14 protein-coding genes and 3 rRNA genes are annotated in these 22,147 nt (G+C 54.3%); 3 read left to right on the forward strand and 14 right to left on the reverse strand.

Annotation, left to right across the window (positions count from 1 at the left end; genetic code table 11):
- Genes bcsB through bcsR form a run of 4 tightly spaced genes read right to left on the reverse strand, consistent with a single transcriptional unit; the run spans window position 1 to window position 5,996 of the window.
- A complete protein-coding gene (gene bcsB, locus KGP22_RS21165; RefSeq protein WP_223580704.1) occupies window positions 1-2,421 on the reverse strand; it encodes a cellulose biosynthesis cyclic di-GMP-binding regulatory protein BcsB in 2,421 nt (806 codons plus the stop codon).
- 10 nt (window positions 2,422-2,431) lie between these two features.
- Window positions 2,432-5,047: a UDP-forming cellulose synthase catalytic subunit gene (bcsA, locus tag KGP22_RS21170; RefSeq protein WP_223580707.1), complete on the reverse strand. Its 2,616-nt coding sequence runs from the start codon at window positions 5,045-5,047 to the stop codon at window positions 2,432-2,434.
- Window positions 5,044-5,796: a cellulose biosynthesis protein BcsQ gene (gene bcsQ, locus KGP22_RS21175; protein ID WP_133295304.1), complete on the reverse strand. Its 753-nt coding sequence runs from the start codon at window positions 5,794-5,796 to the stop codon at window positions 5,044-5,046. The genes bcsA and bcsQ overlap by 4 nt, the downstream gene beginning before the upstream one ends.
- A gap of 11 nt (window positions 5,797-5,807) precedes the next feature.
- Window positions 5,808-5,996 carry a cellulose biosynthesis protein BcsR gene (gene bcsR, locus KGP22_RS21180; protein WP_008503237.1) on the reverse strand — a complete coding sequence of 63 codons (189 nt, stop codon included), beginning with the start codon at window positions 5,994-5,996 and terminating at the stop codon, window positions 5,808-5,810.
- 175 nt (window positions 5,997-6,171) lie between these two features.
- Here bcsR and bcsE point away from each other — a divergent pair, with 175 nt between their 5' ends.
- From bcsE to bcsG, 3 genes are read left to right on the forward strand one after another with little or no spacing between them, the layout of a single operon-like run.
- The gene (gene bcsE, locus KGP22_RS21185) at window positions 6,172-7,734 is read left to right on the forward strand and encodes a cellulose biosynthesis c-di-GMP-binding protein BcsE (protein ID WP_223580710.1); all 1,563 of its coding nucleotides are present in this window, start codon (window positions 6,172-6,174) and stop codon (window positions 7,732-7,734) included.
- Window positions 7,728-7,925 (forward strand): cellulose biosynthesis protein BcsF, encoded by a 198-nt coding sequence (bcsF, locus tag KGP22_RS21190; protein ID WP_024908822.1) that lies wholly within the window; start codon window positions 7,728-7,730, stop codon window positions 7,923-7,925. Before bcsE ends, bcsF begins: the two co-directional genes overlap by 7 nt.
- The gene (gene bcsG / locus KGP22_RS21195) at window positions 7,918-9,597 is read left to right on the forward strand and encodes a cellulose biosynthesis protein BcsG (protein ID WP_111963694.1); all 1,680 of its coding nucleotides are present in this window, start codon (window positions 7,918-7,920) and stop codon (window positions 9,595-9,597) included. Before bcsF ends, bcsG begins: the two co-directional genes overlap by 8 nt.
- 54 nt (window positions 9,598-9,651) lie before the next feature.
- Here the strand turns inward: bcsG and KGP22_RS21200 are convergent, their stop codons facing one another.
- The 10 genes from KGP22_RS21200 to pepQ all read right to left on the reverse strand — a co-directional run bounded on the left by KGP22_RS21200 (window position 9,652) and on the right by pepQ (window position 21,976).
- Window positions 9,652-10,644 (reverse strand): glycosyl hydrolase family 8, encoded by a 993-nt coding sequence (locus KGP22_RS21200; RefSeq protein ID WP_223580712.1) that lies wholly within the window; start codon window positions 10,642-10,644, stop codon window positions 9,652-9,654.
- Window positions 10,645-10,660: 16 nt separating this feature from the next.
- Window positions 10,661-11,623 (reverse strand): bifunctional biotin--[acetyl-CoA-carboxylase] ligase/biotin operon repressor BirA, encoded by a 963-nt coding sequence (birA, locus tag KGP22_RS21205; RefSeq protein ID WP_111963692.1) that lies wholly within the window; start codon window positions 11,621-11,623, stop codon window positions 10,661-10,663.
- A complete protein-coding gene (gene murB / locus KGP22_RS21210; protein ID WP_223580715.1) occupies window positions 11,620-12,648 on the reverse strand; it encodes a UDP-N-acetylmuramate dehydrogenase in 1,029 nt (342 codons plus the stop codon). The genes birA and murB overlap by 4 nt, the downstream gene beginning before the upstream one ends.
- Window positions 12,649-12,772: 124 nt before the next feature.
- Window positions 12,773-12,888, reverse strand: a 5S ribosomal RNA gene (rrf, locus tag KGP22_RS21215).
- 72 nt (window positions 12,889-12,960) lie between these two features.
- Window positions 12,961-15,866 (reverse strand): 23S ribosomal RNA (locus KGP22_RS21220).
- A 198-nt stretch (window positions 15,867-16,064) separates the two neighbouring features.
- Window positions 16,065-17,606 (reverse strand): 16S ribosomal RNA (locus KGP22_RS21225).
- Together the 16S, 23S and 5S rRNA genes form the textbook arrangement of a ribosomal RNA operon.
- 377 nt (window positions 17,607-17,983) lie before the next feature.
- Window positions 17,984-18,529, reverse strand: coding sequence for a menaquinone-dependent protoporphyrinogen IX dehydrogenase (gene hemG, locus KGP22_RS21230; RefSeq protein WP_111963553.1), 546 nt, complete (start codon window positions 18,527-18,529; stop codon window positions 17,984-17,986).
- Between the two features lie 10 nt (window positions 18,530-18,539).
- Complete coding sequence (gene trkH / locus KGP22_RS21235; RefSeq protein WP_023309600.1) at window positions 18,540-19,991, reverse strand: Trk system potassium transporter TrkH; 1,452 nt, start codon at window positions 19,989-19,991, stop codon at window positions 18,540-18,542.
- A 39-nt stretch (window positions 19,992-20,030) separates the two neighbouring features.
- Entirely contained in the window at window positions 20,031-20,645 is a 615-nt protein-coding gene (locus tag KGP22_RS21240; RefSeq protein WP_024908007.1) for an IMPACT family protein, read from the reverse strand.
- On the reverse strand, window positions 20,645-21,976 hold the full coding sequence (gene pepQ, locus KGP22_RS21245; RefSeq protein ID WP_111963551.1) for a Xaa-Pro dipeptidase: 1,332 nt from the start codon (window positions 21,974-21,976) through the stop codon (window positions 20,645-20,647). Before pepQ ends, KGP22_RS21240 begins: the two co-directional genes overlap by 1 nt.
- Between the last annotated feature and the right edge of the window lie 171 nt (window positions 21,977-22,147).

The raw sequence follows: 22,147 nt of genomic DNA on the forward strand, positions 1-22,147 counted from the left end.
TTACTCATCCGGGTTCAGACGACGACGGCTGATGATTCGCAGCAGACGCCACAGCACCCATGCCAGCAAGACCACGCTAACCGCAGCCAGGATGGCGAGCAGAACCGGATGGTTAGCCAGCGCATACCACAGGCGTTCGAACCATGGCAGATGGCCCACGTAGTACACATCCCCCACGCGCAGGCTATTGACGCCGGACTCACGGATCACCGACACGGAACCAAACATCGCGGCACGTTTACCGCTGTCGTTCATGGCCGTATTGAGCAGTTCATACCCGCGCGGGCTGTCCGCGAGGAGAGCCACCACGCTACGCTGTTCGTTGTAAGGTGACTGGAAGCCCACCACCGCGGCCATTGCCCCCTGAGACGTTACCGTCGTCTGCGCGCTGGCCTGACGATCGTTAACATCCGGCATAATGCTCGGGAACTCGGTCTGGCGCAGCGGCGTGTTAACCCAGGACTGAGCCGCTTTCACCAGCAGATCGATACGTTTGTCATCCTTCAGCTTGTCCGGAATGGTACCGATCAGCATAATGTCAGCGTCTTTGTTCTGAATCTGGCTGCCATCGTCCGTCAACGTAACGTTAATCGCCGGTAATCCCGTCTGTCCTCCAACGGTCGCCATGGTATCCAGCAGGGTCGTTACTTGCCCTTCAGTTGGCGTTTTTGGCATCACTACGATGGACTCAGAAAGATCGGCCATACGGCTGAATGGGAAGCCCGCGTTAGCAAAAGCGCGCAGATCCGGCATCGCCAGGAAGTGATAGTACTTCGAGAAGTCGATGGTCGACTCATCGCCAATCACAACGTGGTTCTGTACGGGCTGGAAGGTAATGCAGTTTTCCGCAGAACCGCCAGGCATTGGGTTCATGTACTGGAAGTCAAAGCGCAGCTGGTTTATCGCGCCAAGCTTCAGTGCCGGAATAGAGACATCCGTTTTGCCATCCAGAAGACCCTGTAGCACCGGCAGGCGAAGCATCAGGCGGTTAGTATCCTGCGTGCTTTGCAGGCTGAAGGATTGCAGGAACTGGTTGTTCAGGCTGATATCCATGCGCGAGCTGTCTTTGGTAGCCGGCGCGGTATAGCGGTAGTTCAGATTGATATCAATGCCGTTGGTACGCAGCAGGTACAGATCCGGCGGCAGATTCAGCGACAGGCTAATCGGCGCTGGCTCAAGCCCCGTCGCCTGCAGCTGTTCTTCATAGGTTTTCAGCTCACCGAAAGTCACCGCACGGTCGGTACGCACCCAGTTTGGCGCATCATAAGGTTTACGCGCCAGCAGCGGTTTGACCTCATCCACCACCACGCTGTTGCCGCGGAAAAGGACGTTACCCTGAGCAATGGCTTTTGCTGCCTGCACCAGGTCTTTATCATCACGACCAAAGACCACCAGCAGCTTCACGTACGGGTTTTCCGGGTGGCTTATCATCTCAACGGTCGGCGCTTTGACGTCCGGATGATCGCGCAGGAAGGCCGGGCGTTTCGCGTTGGTCGCAAACACAATGGCATTTCTGTCCGGCAGTTTGTCATACATCGCCGGGAAGCTCTGTCCACGCCAGCCCGCGCGTGAACCAAACCAGGACGCCACAATGGTGGCCGCCAGCTGTTCGGTTACGTCCGGGGACGAGGCAAACACCATCGGCAGCGTGAGCGGACGGTTATCACGCGGATCAAAGAACGGAACCGGGAATGCGGAGAGATCGTTTTTCAGCGCCAGCGACTGGTAGGTCATCTGCAGCGAGGAGTTACGTCCGACGTCCATCCACAGCGTGTTGCTGGCCGGGTTTTCGCAGACATCGCGGTAGTGACCGACAAACTCCAGGCGAATACGGTTAAAATCGGTGATGAACAGCGGGTTGATCGGCACCTGAGCCTGAGTTTTCTTGCCTAGCTGTTCTTTCGTGACCGGCAGTACGTCCATCAGCTCGTCATTCAGGTAGACCTTCAGCTGAGACTGCGTCGGCAGCAGAGACGGCGACGGGGTGTATTCAAGGTTCAGCACCGCATTAGAGACGACCTCATCGCTGCGCATGCCAAACTCAATGCCGCCGTTAGGGTTGATGCCGCGCAGCACCATGCTGCCCGGAGGCGGCGCAATTTGCGCGAAGGTCAGCTTCACGTTGCGCGACGGCGCATTGTCCGCAACGACGGGCGCATTCGCCCCCCGGACGCCCGGCATCACCTGCCCGATGACCTGGCTGCCTGCCGGCAATGTGTTCCCCTCCGTCGGCTGGTTCGGCGTGATATTTTCTGTTTGGCCAGGTGCCGCGGTGACAACCGGATCGGTTGCTTGCGCGACGACAGGTACCGTTGGCGCAGGCGTTGCCGCTGCGTTACCCGGGGCTGCGTTAGCCATTGTTGCGGGGATCGCATTCATCCCCATTGCCACTGCACATAACCAGGAAAGTTTTGTTTTCATCGCGTTATCATCATTGTTGAGCCATAACCGGGTCCGCCTGCTTCGCCTCATCCCGCTCAGGACGACGAGGAATGAACGACACGACCCAGGAAACCAGCGAAGTAAGTGACCGGAAAATTAATTTCACCGACGACGGGGCAAATTCTGCAAGGTGACGATAGCCACGGAACCCCAGCTTCAGAATATCCAGCAGGCTTTCCAGAGGTTTATCTTCCGGGAAGCTGTCCTGCCAGAGAGCCCACGTATCCGCGCGGGCAAACGTACACTGCACAAAATCGATATGTTGCTTTTTGGTCAACGGCATCAGCTGCAGACCGACTTCATTGCCCGCCACGCGAACAACCTGCGTCGGGAAGACATACTCCTGCTGACCGCGCTTAAGCAGCAGGTTAACTTTTTGCCCTTCAAGCACCTTCGCCTGGCCGTTGATTTTGATCCCCAAACCGCCGTCAGAGAAGTCATGCACGGTACAGGAGAAGAGGTGGCCATCTTCACGGGCAATCGCCGCAGGCATGCAGATTTCAACACGATGCGCACGACGAACCTGTTTGCTTTCCACCGACACCGCCACCGCGCCGCCGAGGATAATCAGGTTGTAGAAAACCCATGCCATACTGACGAAGACGGTCAGGATTTCGTTTTCCGGGCCGTAGAAGTAACGCCAGATACCCGCAATGACGCCCACGATATTCAGCAGCACCAGGAAGATATACGGCCGGGAGATCACCCAGTCGACGTACTCCTCCTCCACCAGCCCGCCCTTCGCGGTGACGTTGAATTTACCTTTGTGCGGATTAATCAGCGCCACCATCGTCGGCGGCGCGATGTACCAGGCCAGCACCGTTTCGTAGATTTCACTCCAGAAGGAGTGGCGGTATTTACCCTGTATCTTCGAGTTCGTCAGGCTCGCGTGGATCATGTGCGGCAGAACAAACAGCGCAATCATCAGCGCGGGAGCGTAGATGATATAAGCGTGAAGAAGCAGGAACGCCAGCGGAGCGGTCAGGAAGATTAGCCGCGGAATGCCGGACAAAAAGTGGAACATGGCGTTGACGTAGCAAAGACGCTGCGCCAGCTTGAGTCCTTTCCCGATCAGAGGGTTATCGAGACGGAAAATCTGCACCATCCCGCGCGCCCAGCGAATACGCTGACCAATGTGCGCCGACAGTGACTCCGTTGCCAGACCGGCTGCCTGAGGAATACGCATATAGGCAGAGGTATAGCCACGACGGTGCAGGCGCAGAGAGGTGTGCGCATCTTCAGTCACCGTTTCGACGGCGATACCGCCAATTTCATCCAGCGGTTTACGGCGGATAACCGCACAAGAGCCGCAGAAGAAGGTGGCGTCCCACATGTCATTCCCGTCCTGCACCAGGCCATAGAACAGGGTGCCTTCGTTCGGGGTCTTACGGAAGCGGCCAAGGTTACGTTCAAACGGGTCCGGAGAGAAGAAGTGGTGCGGCGTCTGCATCATCGCCAGCTCTTTCTCCTTCAGGAACCAGCCCATGGTCATCTGCAGGAAAGAGCGCGTCGGCACGTGGTCACAGTCAAAGATCGAGACAAACTCCCCGGTGGCATACTTCAACGCGTTGTTTATGTTACCCGCCTTAGCGTGTTCGTGAGTCGGACGAGCGATGTATTCGACGCCGACCTCCTCCGCGAACTGGCGGAACGCAGGGCGGTTGCCGTCATCCAGGATCCAGACCTTGAGCTTGTCTTTCGGCCAGTCGATACCCAGCGCAGCATAAATCGTGTTTTTCACCACGCTCAGGTCTTCGTTGTAGGTCGGCACGAAGAGATCGACGGTTGGCCACTGGGTCGTGTCCTTTGGCAGCGGAACCGGCTGGCGGTTGAGCGGCCAAATCACCTGGAAATAGCCCAGCACCAGCACGATCCAGGCGTAGGTTTCTGCAAACAGCAGCACCAGACCGCATACCAGACTGACCGGGTCGTCCCAGTTCAGGGTTGAGGTATAACGCCACCAGATGTAGCGACAGGAGACGGTCAACGATAACACGATCAGCATCAGCGCCGAGAAGCGCCCCGGAATACGGCGGACCAGAAGCGCCACGCCCCACAGCAGGATCAGGAAGGTGAACTGCGCCAGAGGGTTGAAAGGTTGCGTAATACAGACCAGCGCCAGAATGAGCGAGAACACGACGATCACGCCGAGGATAAAACGCCGCAGGCCCGGATGGAGATGTCCGAGCTCTTTATGGTTATCCAGATGGCTGGTCTTATCGCTGAAGCTGTTGGGCAGTCTGTCCAGCCACTGGTGGTAGCGCTCACGTAACTGCTGCACGCGGGAGAAGCTGCGCCAGTACGGCGTTATTTTCTCTGAGCGGGATGATGTGACCACCAGCCAGATGGCCTGAATGAGATAACGCGCCGGATCCAAAGGACGCGGCCGGTTGGGATTAATGTGCGGATATAGCTCACTGTGGCGGGCACGTATGCGCTGCCAGCGCGGGTGTTCGAGTGGAATAAACATCCAGGCCAGAATCATCCAGAAACAGCCGAGCGCGGCGCTAAATGCCGACGCACCGTGACGGCGAAAATGCCGGTAATGTTCACTCAAACGCGAACTGACCGGCGGGATGAGTAACCAGCTGGCGAGACGACTCATACATCACTCCCTGCATGCTCCGCCCGGTTGGCGAAGTTCAGCAGACACCAGTTAGCCAGCGTCAGAATCTCTTCTGCCGCCAGTGAATCGCTGCGGTATTCGCCGAGCGGTTGCTTAGACGCAAGACATTCCGCCATTCCCTCATCACGATGAATGACAATAGGAAGCAAACGGCGCTGGCTTTGCAGCCACACCTGATAGAGATCGTCCTGGATCTGGCTGCCAATACGCAAATCGTTAATCAGAATATGAGCGTTCTGAGGTAGCCCCTGCTGGTGCAGGCGGATATGGCAGTTCGCATCAACGTTAACGATCGAGAGGATGTGATCGCACTGCGCGATAAGCTGTCTGGTCAGCGTACCGGCGCCGTGGGGCAGATCCAGCAGGATCCATTTGTAGTGCCCCTTTTCTTTCAGGGCCTGCAGCGCCAGCGTGAACTGCGAAAAGAGGCGCTGATACGCGGCTTCATTTTCGCGTTCCGTGGTGGTCAGTTGACCAAACGGCAGCAGATCGAGCTGGGAGGTATAGCGCATCCCTGCATCCTGCCAGTCTTTATCATCAAGCAGCGCGCGTGCCCAGCCCTCTTCACGAGTAAAGTCAACGTTAAACGACATACGCAACAAATTATCGGCGCAGGCGTCAATAACCAGCACCGATTCACCTAAAAGCTGTAATGACCACGCCAGCGCCGCGGTAACTGATGTGGTACCCACACCGCCACGGACACCCTGTAATCCGAGTATGGCCATCAATGGCTCCCTTATTGTTGATGGGCGAATTCAGCTAATAACGGCCAGCGTTTAATAGCCGCGGCCAACTGTTCCCGCTGGGAAATATCGGTATAATCTATTTCAGGTAAAGAAAAGGCCTGCGTCAGCGCCAGAAAATCGTTTTGGAATGTGTAACCCAGGGTCGAGTCGACTGGGGTTCCGGGTTCGTTATTATCCATTCTTTTTCCATCCCTTTAAGGAAAATCGCACGCTAAAGAAGTTGCGGGGCTTCCTGCCCTGACAAATTTCATTTACATGCTAAATCTGATGTTCTTTAATTTCAATGTTAGGTTTATTTCTACGCTTTCGCTAGTAAACTGAGATACAGATAAATTAGACGAAAAGAGGGACACCGTGGACTCCATATTTTCTATTGGCATCCAGTCATTATGGGACGAATTGAGCCACATGCCAGTCGGAGGAGTCTGGTGGATTAATACGGACCGAAATGAAGATGCTATCAGCCTGGTAAACCAGACAATTGCTGCCCAGGATAAGGATTCCCGCGTGGCCGTCATTAGCATGGGCGAAGACCCGAAGAAAATTATCACGCTGGAAAACAATCGCGGGCCTCAGACGGTGCGATTATTTTCCATGACATCGGAAGCCGATAGTCTATACTTTTTGTCCCGCGACGTTCAGTGCTCTATTGATCCGGATCACCATTTGGTGATTCTTAAATGTGCAAATAACGTCCTGCAAAATATCCCTGCTGAAAAACTGTTGCCGTGGCTTGAAAAAATCAATAAATGGGCAAAATTTCAAAATTGCACGCTATTGATAGTCAATCCTGGCAGTAATAATGACAAGCTGTTCTCACTTTTAATGGGCGAATATCGCTCCCTGTTCGGTCTGGCAAGCGTTCGCGATCAGGTGGGTAGCTATCTCTACGATATTGCATTCTGGTGTAATGAAAAGGGCGTGAGTGCCAGGCAACAACTTACCCTGAAACATATTGAGGGCGAGTGGCACCTTGCACAGCAGGAAGAAACCGTGGTCCAACCGCGAAGTGATGAAAAACGCATTCTGAGCCATATCGCGGTATTAGAGGGGGCACCCGCCCTGTCGGAAAACTGGACACTTTTTGAGTCTAACGAAGCCCTTTTCCATGAAGCCCGCACAACCCAGGCGGCGACCCTTATTTTCTCGCTGATGCAGAATAACCAGATTGAGACGCTGGCACGGCAAATCCACACCCTGCGCCGCCAGCGCGGAAGCGCGTTAAAAATCATCGTGCGCGAAAACAATACCAGCCTGCGCGCCACCGATGAGCGCCTGCTTCTGGGCTGCGGCGCCAATATGGTTATCCCATGGAATGCGCCGCTGTCACGCTGCCTGACGCTTATCGAAAGCGTTCAGGGCCAGCAGTTTAGCCGCCATGTACCGGAAGATATTTCCACGCTGCTCTCCATGACGCAGCCGATGAAGCTGCGTGGGTACCAAAAATGGGATACCTTCTGCGACGCCGTCGGCAACATGATGAACAACACTCTTCTTCCTACTGACGGAAAAGGAGTCATGGTTGCCCTGCGTCCTGTACCGGGTATTCGCGTTGAACAGGCTCTCACCCTATGTCGCCCGAACCGTACAGGGGACATCATGACCATTGGCGATAATCGCCTGGTGCTATTTTTGTCCTTCTGCCGGGTTAACGATCTCGATACGGCGCTTAACCATATCTTCCCCCTGCCTACCGGGGATATTTTCTCGAACCGTATGATTTGGTTCGAAGATAATACGATTAGCGCGGAGCTGGTGCAGATGCGTGCGCTCCAGCCCGAACAATGGGCTAAACCGCTCGCTATCACGAGCGATGCGAAACCGATCCTCAATGCCAGACATGATGGACACGTCTGGCGTCGGGTTCCGGAACCCCTTCGCTTATTAACAGACAACGCGGAGAACGCATCATCATGAATATCAGCGATATTATTCAACTGGTTATATTCTGTGCGCTGATCTTTTTCCCGCTTGGCTACTATGCGCGCCATTCCATACGCCGTATCCGTGATACGGCCAGAGTGCTGTTTATAAAACCTCGCTATGTAAAACCAGCCGGAACACTGACACGGGCATCACACGTCAAGGCAGACCGAAAACATGACTAATTCTACCTATACCGCTTCGTCACCCTCGCCGCTCTGGCAATACTGGCGCGGCCTTTCCGGCTGGAACTTCTACTTTCTGGTGAAGTTTGGTCTGCTGTGGGCAGGCTATCTGAATTTCCATCCCCTTCTCAACCTGGTGTTTATGGCCTTCCTGCTGATGCCGCTGCCGAATATCAGGCTGCATCGATTACGTCACTGGGTCGCCATTCCTGTAGGCTTTGCGCTGTTCTGGCATGATACCTGGCTACCGGGGCCGGATAGCATTATGAGCCAGGGTTCGCAGGTGGCGGGCTTTAGCGCCAGCTATATCCTCGATCTGACCGAGCGCTTTATTAACTGGCAGATGATTGGTGCGGTATTTGTGCTGCTGGTTGCCTGGCTGTTCCTGTCACAGTGGATCCGCGTCACGGTGTTTGTCGTCGCGATTATGATCTGGCTTAACGTGCTGACGCTGGCTGGGCCAAACTTTTCTCTGTGGCCTGCCGGTCAACCAACCACCACGGTGACTACCACTGGGGGAAGCGCAGCGGCAACCGTCACAACGGCAGGCGATACGCCTGTCGTGGGCGATATCCCAACCCAGACCGCACCGCCGACTTCTACAAACCTGAACGCCTGGCTCTCCAGTTTCTATACCGCGGAAGATAAGCGACAGACTAAATTCCCGGATGCGCTTCCGGCGGATGCTCAGCCGTTTGAACTGCTGGTGATCAACATCTGCTCTCTCTCCTGGGCCGACGTGGACGCCGCCGGTTTGATGTCTCATCCGCTGTGGTCACACTTCGATATTCAGTTTAAAGATTTCAACTCTGCCACCTCGTACAGCGGCCCGGCAGCAATCCGCCTGCTGCGTGCAAGCTGCGGTCAGACATCCCATAAAAACCTGTATCAACCCGCCGGCAACCAGTGTTATCTGTTCGATAACCTCGCAAAACTGGGCTTTACGCAGCATCTGATGCTGGGGCATAACGGCCAGTTCGGTAACTTCCTGAAAGAAGTACGCGAACAGGGTGGCATGCAGGCACCGCTGATGGATCAAACCGGCCTTCCTGTCTCTCTTCTGGGCTTCGACGGCTCGCCCGTCTATGACGATACCGCCGTCCTGCAGCGCTGGCTGCAGACCGTCGAAAAAGACAGTAATCCACGCAGCGCGACGTTCTTTAACACCCTGCCGCTCCACGACGGTAACCATTTCCCGGGCGTGAGCAAAACGGCTGATTATAAAGTGCGTGCGCAGAAGTTCTTTGACGAGCTGGATGCGTTCTTCACGGAACTGGAAAAGTCAGGCCGTAAAGTGATGGTGGTAGTGGTACCTGAGCACGGCGGCGCGCTGAAAGGCGACAGAATGCAGGTTTCAGGTCTGCGTGATATCCCAAGCCCGTCGATTACCAACGTGCCTGCTGGCATTAAATTCTTTGGTATGAAAGCACCTCATCAGGGCGCCCCGATTGAAATCACCCAGCCGTCCAGCTATCTGGCGATTTCAGAACTGGTTGCCCGTGCCGTTGACGGGAAGCTGTTTGTGGAAGATAGCGTGAACTGGGATCAGCTCACCAGCAACCTGCCGCAAACGGCAGAAGTCTCAGAGAACGCTAACGCGGTTGTCATTCAGTATCAGAACAAACCGTACGTTCGCCTGAACGGCGGAGATTGGGTACCGTATCCGCAGTAACTGATCTACGCCTCACCCTCTCCCCGTTGGGGAGAGGGGATAGTCAGTGCGTTATTATTGCGCTGAAATCCACACCAGCATTTTCAGACTTGCCGAATAGTAGTCGTCTTTAGCGGTGATTTCGGGTTCGCCGGAAGACTGTCCCATCGTTAAATCGCGTACAGCCAACAGGCCGCCTTCCATCATATAGGGCGCATATTCGTTGGTCGTGACGTTAACCCAGGCGGGCGTTTGTTCCCGGGGGAACTGACCGAACCAGGCCTTCCACGGCGTCAGCAGCGGGCTTTGCTTATCAGACCAGGCGACATACAGCGGAACACGAATCGCATCATAGCTCATTCGCGGTGGCCAGCCTTTAGCAGGGGTCAGCTTGCCACCTGATGCCAGTGAAACCCAGTCAGTGGGCAGATTCGCTTTACCCGAGCCCATTTTCCCCAGCAGGCGTTTACCATCCTTAATCAAATCACGCCAGACCGGCAAATGACTGCGTCCGGCGAAGGCCTGCCAGGCCGGAAACACAAAATAGGAAGGATTAAGGACCACTTCACCGTCAAGCTTAAATCCCTGGACGCCGGGCAGCATCACGCGGTAACCCGCATAGCGGATCACGCTATGGGCAACCAGCGCTTTTGTAATGGCATCCGATGCGGCGCTGTAGCGTTTGTCATGCCAGCGGGCGTCGGCTTTAAGCAGCGCCCAGGCAATCAGCACGTCACCATCGGCGGCGTTGTTTTTGTCCGCGACCGGGTTGGACTCTGCGGGGTTATACCGCCAGTAAAAGAGACCATTCTCTTTGTTCTTCAGCTGGCTTTCCGTCCATTGCCAGAGCTTATCGAACGTGGCTTTATCGTCGTTGGCAACTGCCATCAGCATGGCAAAGCCCTGACCTTCCGTATGCGACACGCCACCATTGCCGGTATCGACAATGCGGCCTTCCGGTTTGAAAAAGCGGGCCTTGTAACTCTCCCAGGCCTGATCCGCCAGGGAGAGAGGCGAGAACAGCACACTCATCATGACGGCCAGCGTCGCGCAGACGGGTTTTCGCATAATTAACTCGATCCGGTTATTCGGCACTTCGCAGGGAAATCTCACCGCCCACCCAGGGTTTAATCGCGCCATCCTGTTCCAGGAGCAGCGCGCCCTGTGCGTCAATACCGCGGGAAGTTCCGTAGATCTCTTTATCACCAATCAGCAATTTCACCGGGCGATTGATGAAGTTATCCAGCTTTTCCCAACGAGACAGGAACGGCGCCAGCCCTTCCTGCTCAAAAAGCGTGAGTGAGCTACGCAACTCTTTAATCATACGCACGGCAAGGGTATTACGATCGATGACGATCCCCGCCTCCTGGAGGTTAGTCCAGGCCTGATTCACCACATCACTTTGTACATTGCGCATCACCATATTGAGGCCTGCGCCAATGACGATTTGCGCCGCGTCGCCCGTTTTCCCCGTCAGTTCGACCAGAATGCCGGCAAGTTTACGATCGTTGAGGTACAGGTCATTAGGCCATTTAACACGTACTTTATCCGCACCCAGATCGTGCAGCACTTCCGCCATGACGATGCCGATAACCAGACTCAAGCCAATGGCAGCGGCCGGGCCCTGATCGAGTCGCCAGTACATGGACAGATAGAGGTTGGCACCAAAGGGGGAAAACCACTTGCGACCGCGACGACCGCGACCGGCCTGTTGGTATTCAGCAACGCAGGCATCTCCGGATTTCAGCTCAGGCAGCCGATCCAGAAGATACTGGTTCGTCGAGTCAATCACCGGCAGCACAGCAACATTGCCGTGTCCAATCTGGCTGCGGATCGCGTCTTCATTCAGCAATTGAATCGGCTCCGGCAGGCTGTAACCTTTTCCGGGAACCGTGAACACATCAACACCCCAGTCGCGAAGCGTCTGGATATGTTTATTGATAGCAGCACGGCTCATGCCAAGCTGTTCACCCAGCTGCTCGCCAGAATGAAACTCACCGTCAGCAAGGATGCTAATCAGGGTTAAGGGGATAGTATTGTCCTTCACGCGATAGTCTCCACGGCATTGACTTCACCTGTGCGGCCAATGAAGCGAACTTCTGGCTCCAGCCAGACGTTGAATTTTTCGCCCACACGCTGACGAACATAATGAGCCAGCTGTACAACATCATCGCTGGTCGCATCGCGTTGGTTAATCAGCACCAGAGCCTGATGTTGGTGAACGGCGGCACCGCCTACTGAAGTACCTTTTAGCTGGCATTGATCGATAAGCCACCCCGCGGCCAGCTTCACGCTGCCATCCGCCTGAGGGTAATGTGGCGCAGCTGGCCATCCTTCAAGAAGAATTTTTGCATTTTCGCTGCTGATAACCGGGTTTTTGAAGAAACTGCCAGCGTTTCCGTTAACTTTAGGATCGGGAAGCTTGGTCATCCGCATATGGCAAACTGAGTCAAAAACGTCGCGTGCGGTAACGGTAGCCGGATCGAGACGCGTTAAATCTCCGTAGGTCAATACGGGCTGCCAGTTCTTCGACAGGCGCAGCCCCACGGCGACAATCACGTAGCGATCCTGATATTCATGTTTGAAGATACTGTCACGATAGCCAAATCGGCACTGTTCTGCCGTTAAACGCTTAGCCGTTCCGGTCGCCAGTTCGATGCAGTCAACATATTCGCAGACATGTTTCAGTTCGATGCCGTAGGCGCCGATGTTTTGAATAGGTGACGATCCGGCGCAGCCTGGAATAAGCGCAAGGTTTTCCAGGCCCGGCATCCCTTTTTCGAGGGTAAATTGCACCAGCTGATGCCAGTTTTCTCCGGCCCCCACGTGCAGGTGCCAGCTATCGGCACTCTCTTCAACATCAATTCCCATGATGCGGTTAACGATCACCGTTCCCGCAAAATCGTCGAGAAACAGGACATTACTTCCTTCGCCCAGAATCAGTACGGGTTCGTTATTTTCTGTTGCGCTTTGCCATGCATCCAGCAGCTGATGTGCGGTATCGGCACGTACAATTTGATTAGCATTGCGTTGAATGCCAAAGGTATTCCAGGGCTTAAGGGAGTGGTTCATAAACGCTATCCTGATGCAAAAACGCAGGTAGTTTACCGTATAAGCAGGGCGTTGGGGGATTAGTTTGTGCAGCGCATAAACGCAAAAAGGCCATCCTTTCGGATGGCCTCTTCACTTGTTTGATGCCTGGCAGTTCCCTACTCTAACATGGGGAGACCCCACACTACCATCGGCGCTACGGCGTTTCACTTCTGAGTTCGGCATGGGGTCAGGTGGGACCACCGCGCTAAAGCCGCCAGGCAAATTCTGTTAAATCTGTATCAGGCTGAAATTGATTGTTTTGTCTCTTCGCCAAAACATCTTCGGCGTTGTAAGGTTAAGCCTCACGGTTCATTAGTATCGGTTAGCTCAACGCATCGCTGCGCTTACACACCCGACCTATCAACGTCGTCGTCTTCAACGTTCCTTCAGGACCCTTAAAGGGTCAGGGAGAACTCATCTCGGGGCAAGTTTCGTGCTTAGATGCTTTCAGCACTTATCTTTTCCGCATTTAGCTACCGGGCAGTGCCATTGGCATGACAACCCGAACACCAGTGATGCGTCCACTCCGGTCCTCTCGTACTAGGAGCAGCCCCCCTCAATTCTCCAGCGCCCACGGCAGATAGGGACCGAACTGTCTCACGACGTTCTAAACCCAGCTCGCGTACCACTTTAAATGGCGAACAGCCATACCCTTGGGACCTACTTCAGCCCCAGGATGTGATGAGCCGACATCGAGGTGCCAAACACCGCCGTCGATATGAACTCTTGGGCGGTATCAGCCTGTTATCCCCGGAGTACCTTTTATCCGTTGAGCGATGGCCCTTCCATTCAGAACCACCGGATCACTATGACCTGCTTTCGCACCTGCTCGAGCCGTCACTCTCGCAGTCAAGCTAGCTTATGCCATTGCACTAACCTCCTGATGTCCGACCAGGATTAGCTAACCTTCGTGCTCCTCCGTTACTCTTTGGGAGGAGACCGCCCCAGTCAAACTACCCACCAGACACTGTCCGCAACCCGGATCACGGGTCTACGTTAGAACACCAGCCATTAAAGGGTGGTATTTCAAGGACGGCTCCACGCAGACTGGCGTCCACGCTTCAAAGCCTCCCACCTATCCTACACATCAAGGACCAGTGTTCAGTGTCAAGCTATAGTAAAGGTTCACGGGGTCTTTCCGTCTTGCCGCGGGTACACTGCATCTTCACAGCGAGTTCAATTTCACTGAGTCTCGGGTGGAGACAGCCTGGCCATCATTACGCCATTCGTGCAGGTCGGAACTTACCCGACAAGGAATTTCGCTACCTTAGGACCGTTATAGTTACGGCCGCCGTTTACCGGGGCTTCGATCAAGAGCTTCGCGTTACCGCTAACCCCATCAATTAACCTTCCGGCACCGGGCAGGCGTCACACCGTATACGTCCACTTTCGTGTTTGCACAGTGCTGTGTTTTTAATAAACAGTTGCAGCCAGCTGGTATCTTCGACTGATTTCAGCTCCACCCGCAGGGGCTTCACCTACATATCAGCGTGCCTTCTCCCGAAGTTACGGCACCATTTTGCCTAGTTCCTTCACCCGAGTTCTCTCAAGCGCCTTGGTATTCTCTACCTGACCACCTGTGTCGGTTTGGGGTACGATTTGATGTTACCTGATGCTTAGAGGCTTTTCCTGGAAGCAGGGCATTTGTTACTTCAGCACCGTAGTGCCTCGTCATCACACCTCAGCGTTAAAAAACGACCGGATTTACCTAATCGTTCCGCCTACATGCTTAAACCGGGACAACCGTCGCCCGGCTAACATAGCCTTCTCCGTCCCCCCTTCGCAGTAACACCAAGTACAGGAATATTAACCTGTTTCCCATCGACTACGCCTTTCGGCCTCGCCTTAGGGGTCGACTCACCCTGCCCCGATTAACGTTGGACAGGAACCCTTGGTCTTCCGGCGAGCGGGCTTTTCACCCGCTTTATCGTTACTTATGTCAGCATTCGCACTTCTGATACCTCCAGCATGCCTCACAGCACACCTTCAACGGCTTACAGAACGCTCCCCTACCCAACAACGCATAAGCGTCGCTGCCGCAGCTTCGGTGCATGGTTTAGCCCCGTTACATCTTCCGCGCAGGCCGACTCGACCAGTGAGCTATTACGCTTTCTTTAAATGATGGCTGCTTCTAAGCCAACATCCTGGCTGTCTGTGCCTTCCCACATCGTTTCCCACTTAACCATGACTTTGGGACCTTAGCTGGCGGTCTGGGTTGTTTCCCTCTTCACGACGGACGTTAGCACCCGCCGTGTGTCTCCCGTGATAACATTCTTCGGTATTCGTAGTTTGCATCGGGTTGGTAAGCCGGGATGGCCCCCTAGCCGAAACAGTGCTCTACCCCCGAAGATGAGTTCACGAGGCGCTACCTAAATAGCTTTCGGGGAGAACCAGCTATCTCCCGGTTTGATTGGCCTTTCACCCCCAGCCACAAGTCATCCGCTAATTTTTCAACATTAGTCGGTTCGGTCCTCCAGTTAGTGTTACCCAACCTTCAACCTGCCCATGGCTAGATCACCGGGTTTCGGGTCTATACCCTGCAACTTAACGCCCAGTTAAGACTCGGTTTCCCTTCGGCTCCCCTATACGGTTAACCTTGCTACAGAATATAAGTCGCTGACCCATTATACAAAAGGTACGCAGTCACACCACGAAGGTGCTCCCACTGCTTGTACGTACACGGTTTCAGGTTCTTTTTCACTCCCCTCGCCGGGGTTCTTTTCGCCTTTCCCTCACGGTACTGGTTCACTATCGGTCAGTCAGGAGTATTTAGCCTTGGAGGATGGTCCCCCCATATTCAGACAGGATACCACGTGTCCCGCCCTACTCTTCGAGTTCACAGCCTGTGTGCTTTCGTGTACGGGACTGTCACCCTGTACCGTGCGACTTTCCAGACGCTTCCACTAACACACAAGCTGATTCAGACTCTGGGCTGCTCCCCGTTCGCTCGCCGCTACTGGGGGAATCTCGGTTGATTTCTTTTCCTCGGGGTACTTAGATGTTTCAGTTCCCCCGGTTCGCCTCGTTAACCTATGTATTCAGTTAACGATAGTGCAACGAATTGCACTGGGTTTCCCCATTCGGACATCGCCGGGTCAAAGGTTCATATCACCTCGCCGGCGCTTTTCGCAGATTAGCACGTCCTTCATCGCCTCTGACTGCCAGGGCATCCACCGTGTACGCTTAGTCGCTTAACCTCACAACCCGAAGATGTTTCACTTCTGATTGCGAAAATTTGAGAGACTCGAACACACCTTAAAGATGTGTCGTTTCAATTTTCAGCTTGATCCAGATTTTTAAAGAGCAAAACTTCTTAATGCACTCAAAAGTACATTCAGAAGTTCATCATTCATCAGACAATCTGTGTGAGCACTGCAAAGGCAGGTTCTTTAAGGTAAGGAGGTGATCCAACCGCAGGTTCCCCTACGGTTACCTTGTTACGACTTCACCCCAGTCATGAATCACAAAGTGGTAAGCGCCCTCCCGAAGGTTAAGCTACCTACTTCTTTTGCAACCCACTCCCATGGTGTGACGGGCGGTGTGTACAAGGCCCGGGAACGTATTCACCGTAGCATTCTGATCTACGATTACTAGCGATTCCGACTTCATGGAGTCGAGTTGCAGACTCCAATCCGGACTACGACGCACTTTATGAGGTCCGCTTGCTCTCGCGAGGTCGCTTCTCTTTGTATGCGCCATTGTAGCACGTGTGTAGCCCTACTCGTAAGGGCCATGATGACTTGACGTCATCCCCACCTTCCTCCAGTTTATCACTGGCAGTCTCCTTTGAGTTCCCGGCCTAACCGCTGGCAACAAAGGATAAGGGTTGCGCTCGTTGCGGGACTTAACCCAACATTTCACAACACGAGCTGACGACAGCCATGCAGCACCTGTCTCAGAGTTCCCGAAGGCACCAATCCATCTCTGGAAAGTTCTCTGGATGTCAAGAGTAGGTAAGGTTCTTCGCGTTGCATCGAATTAAACCACATGCTCCACCGCTTGTGCGGGCCCCCGTCAATTCATTTGAGTTTTAACCTTGCGGCCGTACTCCCCAGGCGGTCGACTTAACGCGTTAGCTCCGGAAGCCACGCCTCAAGGGCACAACCTCCAAGTCGACATCGTTTACGGCGTGGACTACCAGGGTATCTAATCCTGTTTGCTCCCCACGCTTTCGCACCTGAGCGTCAGTCTTTGTCCAGGGGGCCGCCTTCGCCACCGGTATTCCTCCAGATCTCTACGCATTTCACCGCTACACCTGGAATTCTACCCCCCTCTACAAGACTCTAGCCTGCCAGTTTCGAATGCAGTTCCCAGGTTGAGCCCGGGGATTTCACATCCGACTTGACAGACCGCCTGCGTGCGCTTTACGCCCAGTAATTCCGATTAACGCTTGCACCCTCCGTATTACCGCGGCTGCTGGCACGGAGTTAGCCGGTGCTTCTTCTGCGGGTAACGTCAATCGCTGTGGTTATTAACCACAACGCCTTCCTCCCCGCTGAAAGTACTTTACAACCCGAAGGCCTTCTTCATACACGCGGCATGGCTGCATCAGGCTTGCGCCCATTGTGCAATATTCCCCACTGCTGCCTCCCGTAGGAGTCTGGACCGTGTCTCAGTTCCAGTGTGGCTGGTCATCCTCTCAGACCAGCTAGGGATCGTCGCCTAGGTGAGCCGTTACCCCACCTACTAGCTAATCCCATCTGGGCACATCTGATGGCAAGAGGCCCGAAGGTCCCCCTCTTTGGTCTTGCGACGTTATGCGGTATTAGCTACCGTTTCCAGTAGTTATCCCCCTCCATCAGGCAGTTTCCCAGACATTACTCACCCGTCCGCCGCTCGCCGGCAAAGTAGCAAGCTACTTTCCGCTGCCGCTCGACTTGCATGTGTTAGGCCTGCCGCCAGCGTTCAATCTGAGCCATGATCAAACTCTTCAATTTAAGTTTGATGCTCGTGAATTAAACTTCGTAATGAATTACGTATGTTCACTCAGAGACTTGGCATTCATTTTTCGTCCGAGGACATTAAGAATCCATGTCACTTTGAGTGCCCACACAGATTGTCTGATAAATTGTTAAAGAGCAGTGCCGCTTCGCTTTTCGCAGCGGCGCGGGGTGTGCATATTACGCTTTCCCGCTTCAGAGTCAAGCGTTTATTTTCGCTTTTCTCTGCTGGCGTTCATCGCTGAACTCCGCTAACCCGGCGGCGTGTGTGCCGTTGTTCCGTGTCAGTGGAGGCGCATTATAGGGAGTTATTCCGACGTGACAAGCACAAAATACAAAAAACTTATCGTTCGCTCACTTTTCAAGCTTAACGCTTATTTAAGTCGCGAATCGCCCGTTAAATGTGCGATTTCCCGGGCAAAACTAGCCACCTGCGACCAGTCGGTATAAACCACTTCTTTACGCGTATCGGTTTCACCTCCGGTCATCTTCATAATAAGACGGATCATAAAGCGGTCATACCAACGATAGCGAGGGTAGCGCAGCGCACCGGCAAAGACAGCGCAAAGGTCTGGCTGCCACGGCGAGCTGAGTAAAAACTTGCGCGTGTAGCTGTTAGTCTGCGGCGTACGCTTCTCTGCTTTACGTGCGACCAGATTTACCGAGTAAAACGCTCCGGGCAATTTCTTGAGCACCGCGGTGTGCTTTTTCACAAAGCGATCCAGCGCCGGATGGAAATGCCCGTAACGAATTGACGCGCCAATTACCACGCGATCGTAATCCTGCCAGGTTATCTGATCCGCACGGTTCAGGTTTACCACATCCGAATATATCCCCAGCTCTTTGAGTTCAGATGCCAGATACGCGGCAATCTCACGCGTTTGCCCGTCTCGCGTAGAGAAAAGAATGAGTGTTTTCATCAACGGCTCCTTACTCGCGCCAGAATGTAGGGGTGAAGAGCACCAGCAGCGTAAAGACCTCAAGGCGACCAAACAGCATATTGGCGATGAGGATCCATTTCGCGACGGGGTTCATACTCGCAAAGTTATCCGCCACAACCCCCAGGCCAGGCCCGAGGTTATTCAATGTTGCCACCACGGACGCAAAGGCGGAGAAATCATCCACACCCGTCGCGATAATCGCCAACATACTGACGATAAAGACCAGCGCATACGCCGAGAAGAATCCCCACACCGCTTCGAGGATACGTTCCGGCAGCGCGCGGTTCCCTAGCTTAATGCTGTAGACCGCGTTCGGGTGGACCAGACGCTTCAGCTCACGGTTGCCCTGCTTGAACAGAAGCAGAATACGAATCACCTTCAGGCCACCGCCCGTGGACCCCGCACAGCCCCCAATAAATGCAGAGCATAAAAGCAGCACCGGCAGGAACAGCGGCCAACGGGCGATACTGTCCGTGGTAAACCCGGCTGTCGTCGCCATCGATACCACCTGGAAGAACGCCTGATTTAGCGTGGTCAGCGCGGAGTTATAGACATCATGGAACCACAGCACCAGAGTACAGATGATCACCAGCGTAAGCTGGACCCCAATGAACATGCGGAACTCAGGGTCACGCCAGTACACCTTCAGGCTGCGCCCGCTCAGTAAAGAGAAGTGCAAACCGTAGTTACAGCCAGAGATCAGCAGGAAAATGGCAATGATAGTGTTAATCGTTGGGCTGTCGAAGTAGCCCACGCTGGCATCGTGGGTAGAGAACCCGCCAATGGCAATCGTCGCGAAACTGTGTCCAATGGCGTCGAAAGCAGGCATCCCGGCAAACCATAGCGCCAGCGCACAGGCTACCGTCAGCAAGACATAAATCAGCCACAGGGTTTTCGCCGTCTCGGCAATACGCGGGCGCATCTTGTTATCTTTCAGAGGCCCGGGCATTTCGGCGCGATAGAGCTGCATGCCACCAACGCCCAGAATAGGGAGAATAGCCACTGCAAGGACGATGATCCCCATACCGCCGAACCACTGCAGCATCTGGCGATAAAAGAGAATGGCGTGGGGTAGTGAATCCAGCCCGACCAGCGTCGTCGCCCCAGTGGTTGTTAAACCCGAGAACGATTCAAAAAAGGCATCCGTGATGCTCAGATTAGGCTGTTCAGAGAAGATAAAGGGCAGCGAACCGACGCTCCCCAGCACCGTCCAGAACAGGACCACAATCAAAAATCCTTCGCGAGATTTCAGTTCACCTTTCTGACGACGGTTTGGCCACCACAGCAGCGAGCCAATCGCCAGCGCGACAAAGAAGGTCTGGGTGAATGCCCGCCCCGCACCGTCCCGGTAGATAAGCGCCACCAGTCCTGGGAGAATCATCGTCCCGGAAAAGAGTATGACCAGCAGTCCAACGATTCGGGTTATGGCACGAAAATGCATCTCTGCCGCTTCCTTTGGTATTCAAAAGTGAGGTGGGGATTATTCTTCAATCGGCAGCAATTGCAACGAACCACGACTAAAATCAGCCAGTTTTGCTGAAAAAGCAGCCAGTTCCGCCTGAGGAAGCGCCACGCGTAATTGCACCATTGCCTGATATTCGCTGTGTGCGATGACACCGTTAAACTGCCGCAGCAGCGCTTCAATACCCGATAGCTGGGCGTAATCGCATAATAAAGTATATTCGGTAAGCGGCGTTTTGCGGGTAGTGACCAGCATATTAAGCGCCTGCTGCACGCCCCCGCCATAGGCTTTTACCAGCCCACCGGTGCCTAACAAAATGCCGCCGTAGTAGCGCACCACCACGGCGGTTATTTCGCCCACGCCGCTGCCCATCAGCTGCGAAAGCATAGGCTTACCGGCCGTGCCCGCCGGTTCACCGTCGTCGGAAAACCCCAGCTGTTGTGAATCGTCCGGCGGCCCTGCTACCCACGCCACGCAGTGGTGGCGGGCGTCAGGATGCTCAGCCCGAACGGACTCGACAAACGCCTTTGCCGCCTCTACGCCGTCGGTATGCGCCAGCAGCGTAATAAAGCGGCTTTTCTTGATTTCCTCAACAAAGGTGACCGGTTCAGCCGGTATCAGCCAGCTTTCCATCAGGCCAGCTTCAGGTCTCGCGTCATGTTCTCGATACCGTTTTCATGAACCACAACGTTATCTTCGATACGAATACCGCCAAACGGCTTCAGCGCGTCAATTTTTTCCCAGTTGAAGTGCTTGCTGAACTGGCCTTCACGCCACGGCGCCAGCAGGGATTCAATAAAGTAGATCCCCGGCTCAATCGTCAGCACCATACGCGGCTCCAGAATACGGGTGCAGCGCAGGTAAGGATATTTAGACGGTGCCGCCAGGTGCGTGCCGGTATCATCCTGCATAAAGCCCGCAACGTCGTGAACCTGCAGACCCAGCGGGTGGCCGATACCGTGCGGCATGAATGGCCCGGTCAGATCGTTCTCAACCATCGCCTCTTCGCTCATGTCTTTCACAATCTGGTGCTTACGCAGCAGTTTAGCAATGCGCTGATGGAACTGAATGTGGTAATCCACATAGCTGGTTCCCGCCTTCATGGTGCCAATAAGCGCCAGCTGTTCATCGTTCACGTCTTTAATAAGCTGCGCGAAATCGGTATCCGCATTCGCCGCCCAGGTACGGGTCAGATCGGCCGCGTAGCCGTTATATTCTGCCCCTGCGTCCAGCAGGAAGCTGCGCATTTCCGACGGAACATGATGATCCAGTTTGGTGTAGTGGAGTACAGACGCGTGCTCATTCAGCGCGACGATGTTGCTGTACGGCACGTCGGTATCACGGTGGCCTGTCGCGGTCAGATAAGCCTGATTGATGTCGAACTCGCTCATACCCGACTGGAATGCTTCATGCGCCGCACGGTGTCCATTTACCGCCGTTTTTTGCGCTTCACGCATGCAGTAAAGTTCGTAGTCGGTTTTATAGGCTCGGTAATAGTGGAGGTAATCCAGCACCCCTTTCGGGTTGAGTTTGTCTGCCGCAATATCCAGGCCCAATGCACGCTCCGGAACAGGGCCAATATAGGCGATGTTGCCACGCGCTGCAGGCAGCTGGCTGCCAATGCCGTCCGCTTTTGGCAGCGCAATGACCTCAATTTCTTCCGTCCAGAAAGAGGTCGGCAGCGGCTCAACGTTGTGCCAGTAATCAACCGGCAGGTAGAACCACAGTTTCGGCTTGTTCACACCATCTACCAGCAGCCAGCAGTTGGGAACCTGCGTCACCGGCACCCAGGCCTTAAACTGTGGGTTCACCTTAAACGGATAAGCGTGGTCATCCAGAAAGGTATTCATCAGCTCGCCGGAGTGGATCAGCAGCGCATCCAGCTTAAAGCGGGCCAGTACATCGCGGGTACGTTCCTGTAGGGTAACGATATGATTTTTATAAAGCGAAGCCAGTGAGTCCATCATTATTCCTTTCGTTTTTTGACCTCAAGTCATCGCATCTTAGCACACCTCACTCCGGCTGCGTGATTTCCACCGACCGTGATCAATGCAGCATTTTCTTAATGAGTAATTTGCATTTTATTAACATAAATCCCACACTCCGATTCATCTGGTATGACCAGATCCAATTGC

The organism is Enterobacter sp. JBIWA005 (genome assembly GCF_019968805.1).
Taxonomy (GTDB): Bacteria; Pseudomonadota; Gammaproteobacteria; order Enterobacterales; family Enterobacteriaceae; genus Enterobacter; species Enterobacter vonholyi.

Bases quoted from the DNA above. Each gene is read 5' to 3' on its own strand.
- bcsB (WP_223580704.1), bottom strand. From the start codon at position 2,421: ATGAAAACAAAACTTTCCTGGTTATGTGCAGTGGCAATGGGGATGAAT.
- bcsA (WP_223580707.1), bottom strand. From the start codon at position 5,047: ATGAGTCGTCTCGCCAGCTGGTTACTCATCCCGCCGGTCAGTTCGCGT.
- bcsQ (WP_133295304.1), bottom strand. From the start codon at position 5,796: ATGGCCATACTCGGATTACAGGGTGTCCGTGGCGGTGTGGGTACCACA.
- bcsR (WP_008503237.1), bottom strand. From the start codon at position 5,996: ATGGATAATAACGAACCCGGAACCCCAGTCGACTCGACCCTGGGTTAC.
- bcsG (WP_111963694.1), top strand. From the start codon at position 7,918: ATGACTAATTCTACCTATACCGCTTCGTCACCCTCGCCGCTCTGGCAA.
- KGP22_RS21200 (WP_223580712.1), bottom strand. From the start codon at position 10,644: ATGCGAAAACCCGTCTGCGCGACGCTGGCCGTCATGATGAGTGTGCTG.
- murB (WP_223580715.1), bottom strand. From the start codon at position 12,648: ATGAACCACTCCCTTAAGCCCTGGAATACCTTTGGCATTCAACGCAAT.
- hemG (WP_111963553.1), bottom strand. From the start codon at position 18,529: ATGAAAACACTCATTCTTTTCTCTACGCGAGACGGGCAAACGCGTGAG.
- trkH (WP_023309600.1), bottom strand. From the start codon at position 19,991: ATGCATTTTCGTGCCATAACCCGAATCGTTGGACTGCTGGTCATACTC.
- KGP22_RS21240 (WP_024908007.1), bottom strand. From the start codon at position 20,645: ATGGAAAGCTGGCTGATACCGGCTGAACCGGTCACCTTTGTTGAGGAA.
- pepQ (WP_111963551.1), bottom strand. From the start codon at position 21,976: ATGGACTCACTGGCTTCGCTTTATAAAAATCATATCGTTACCCTACAG.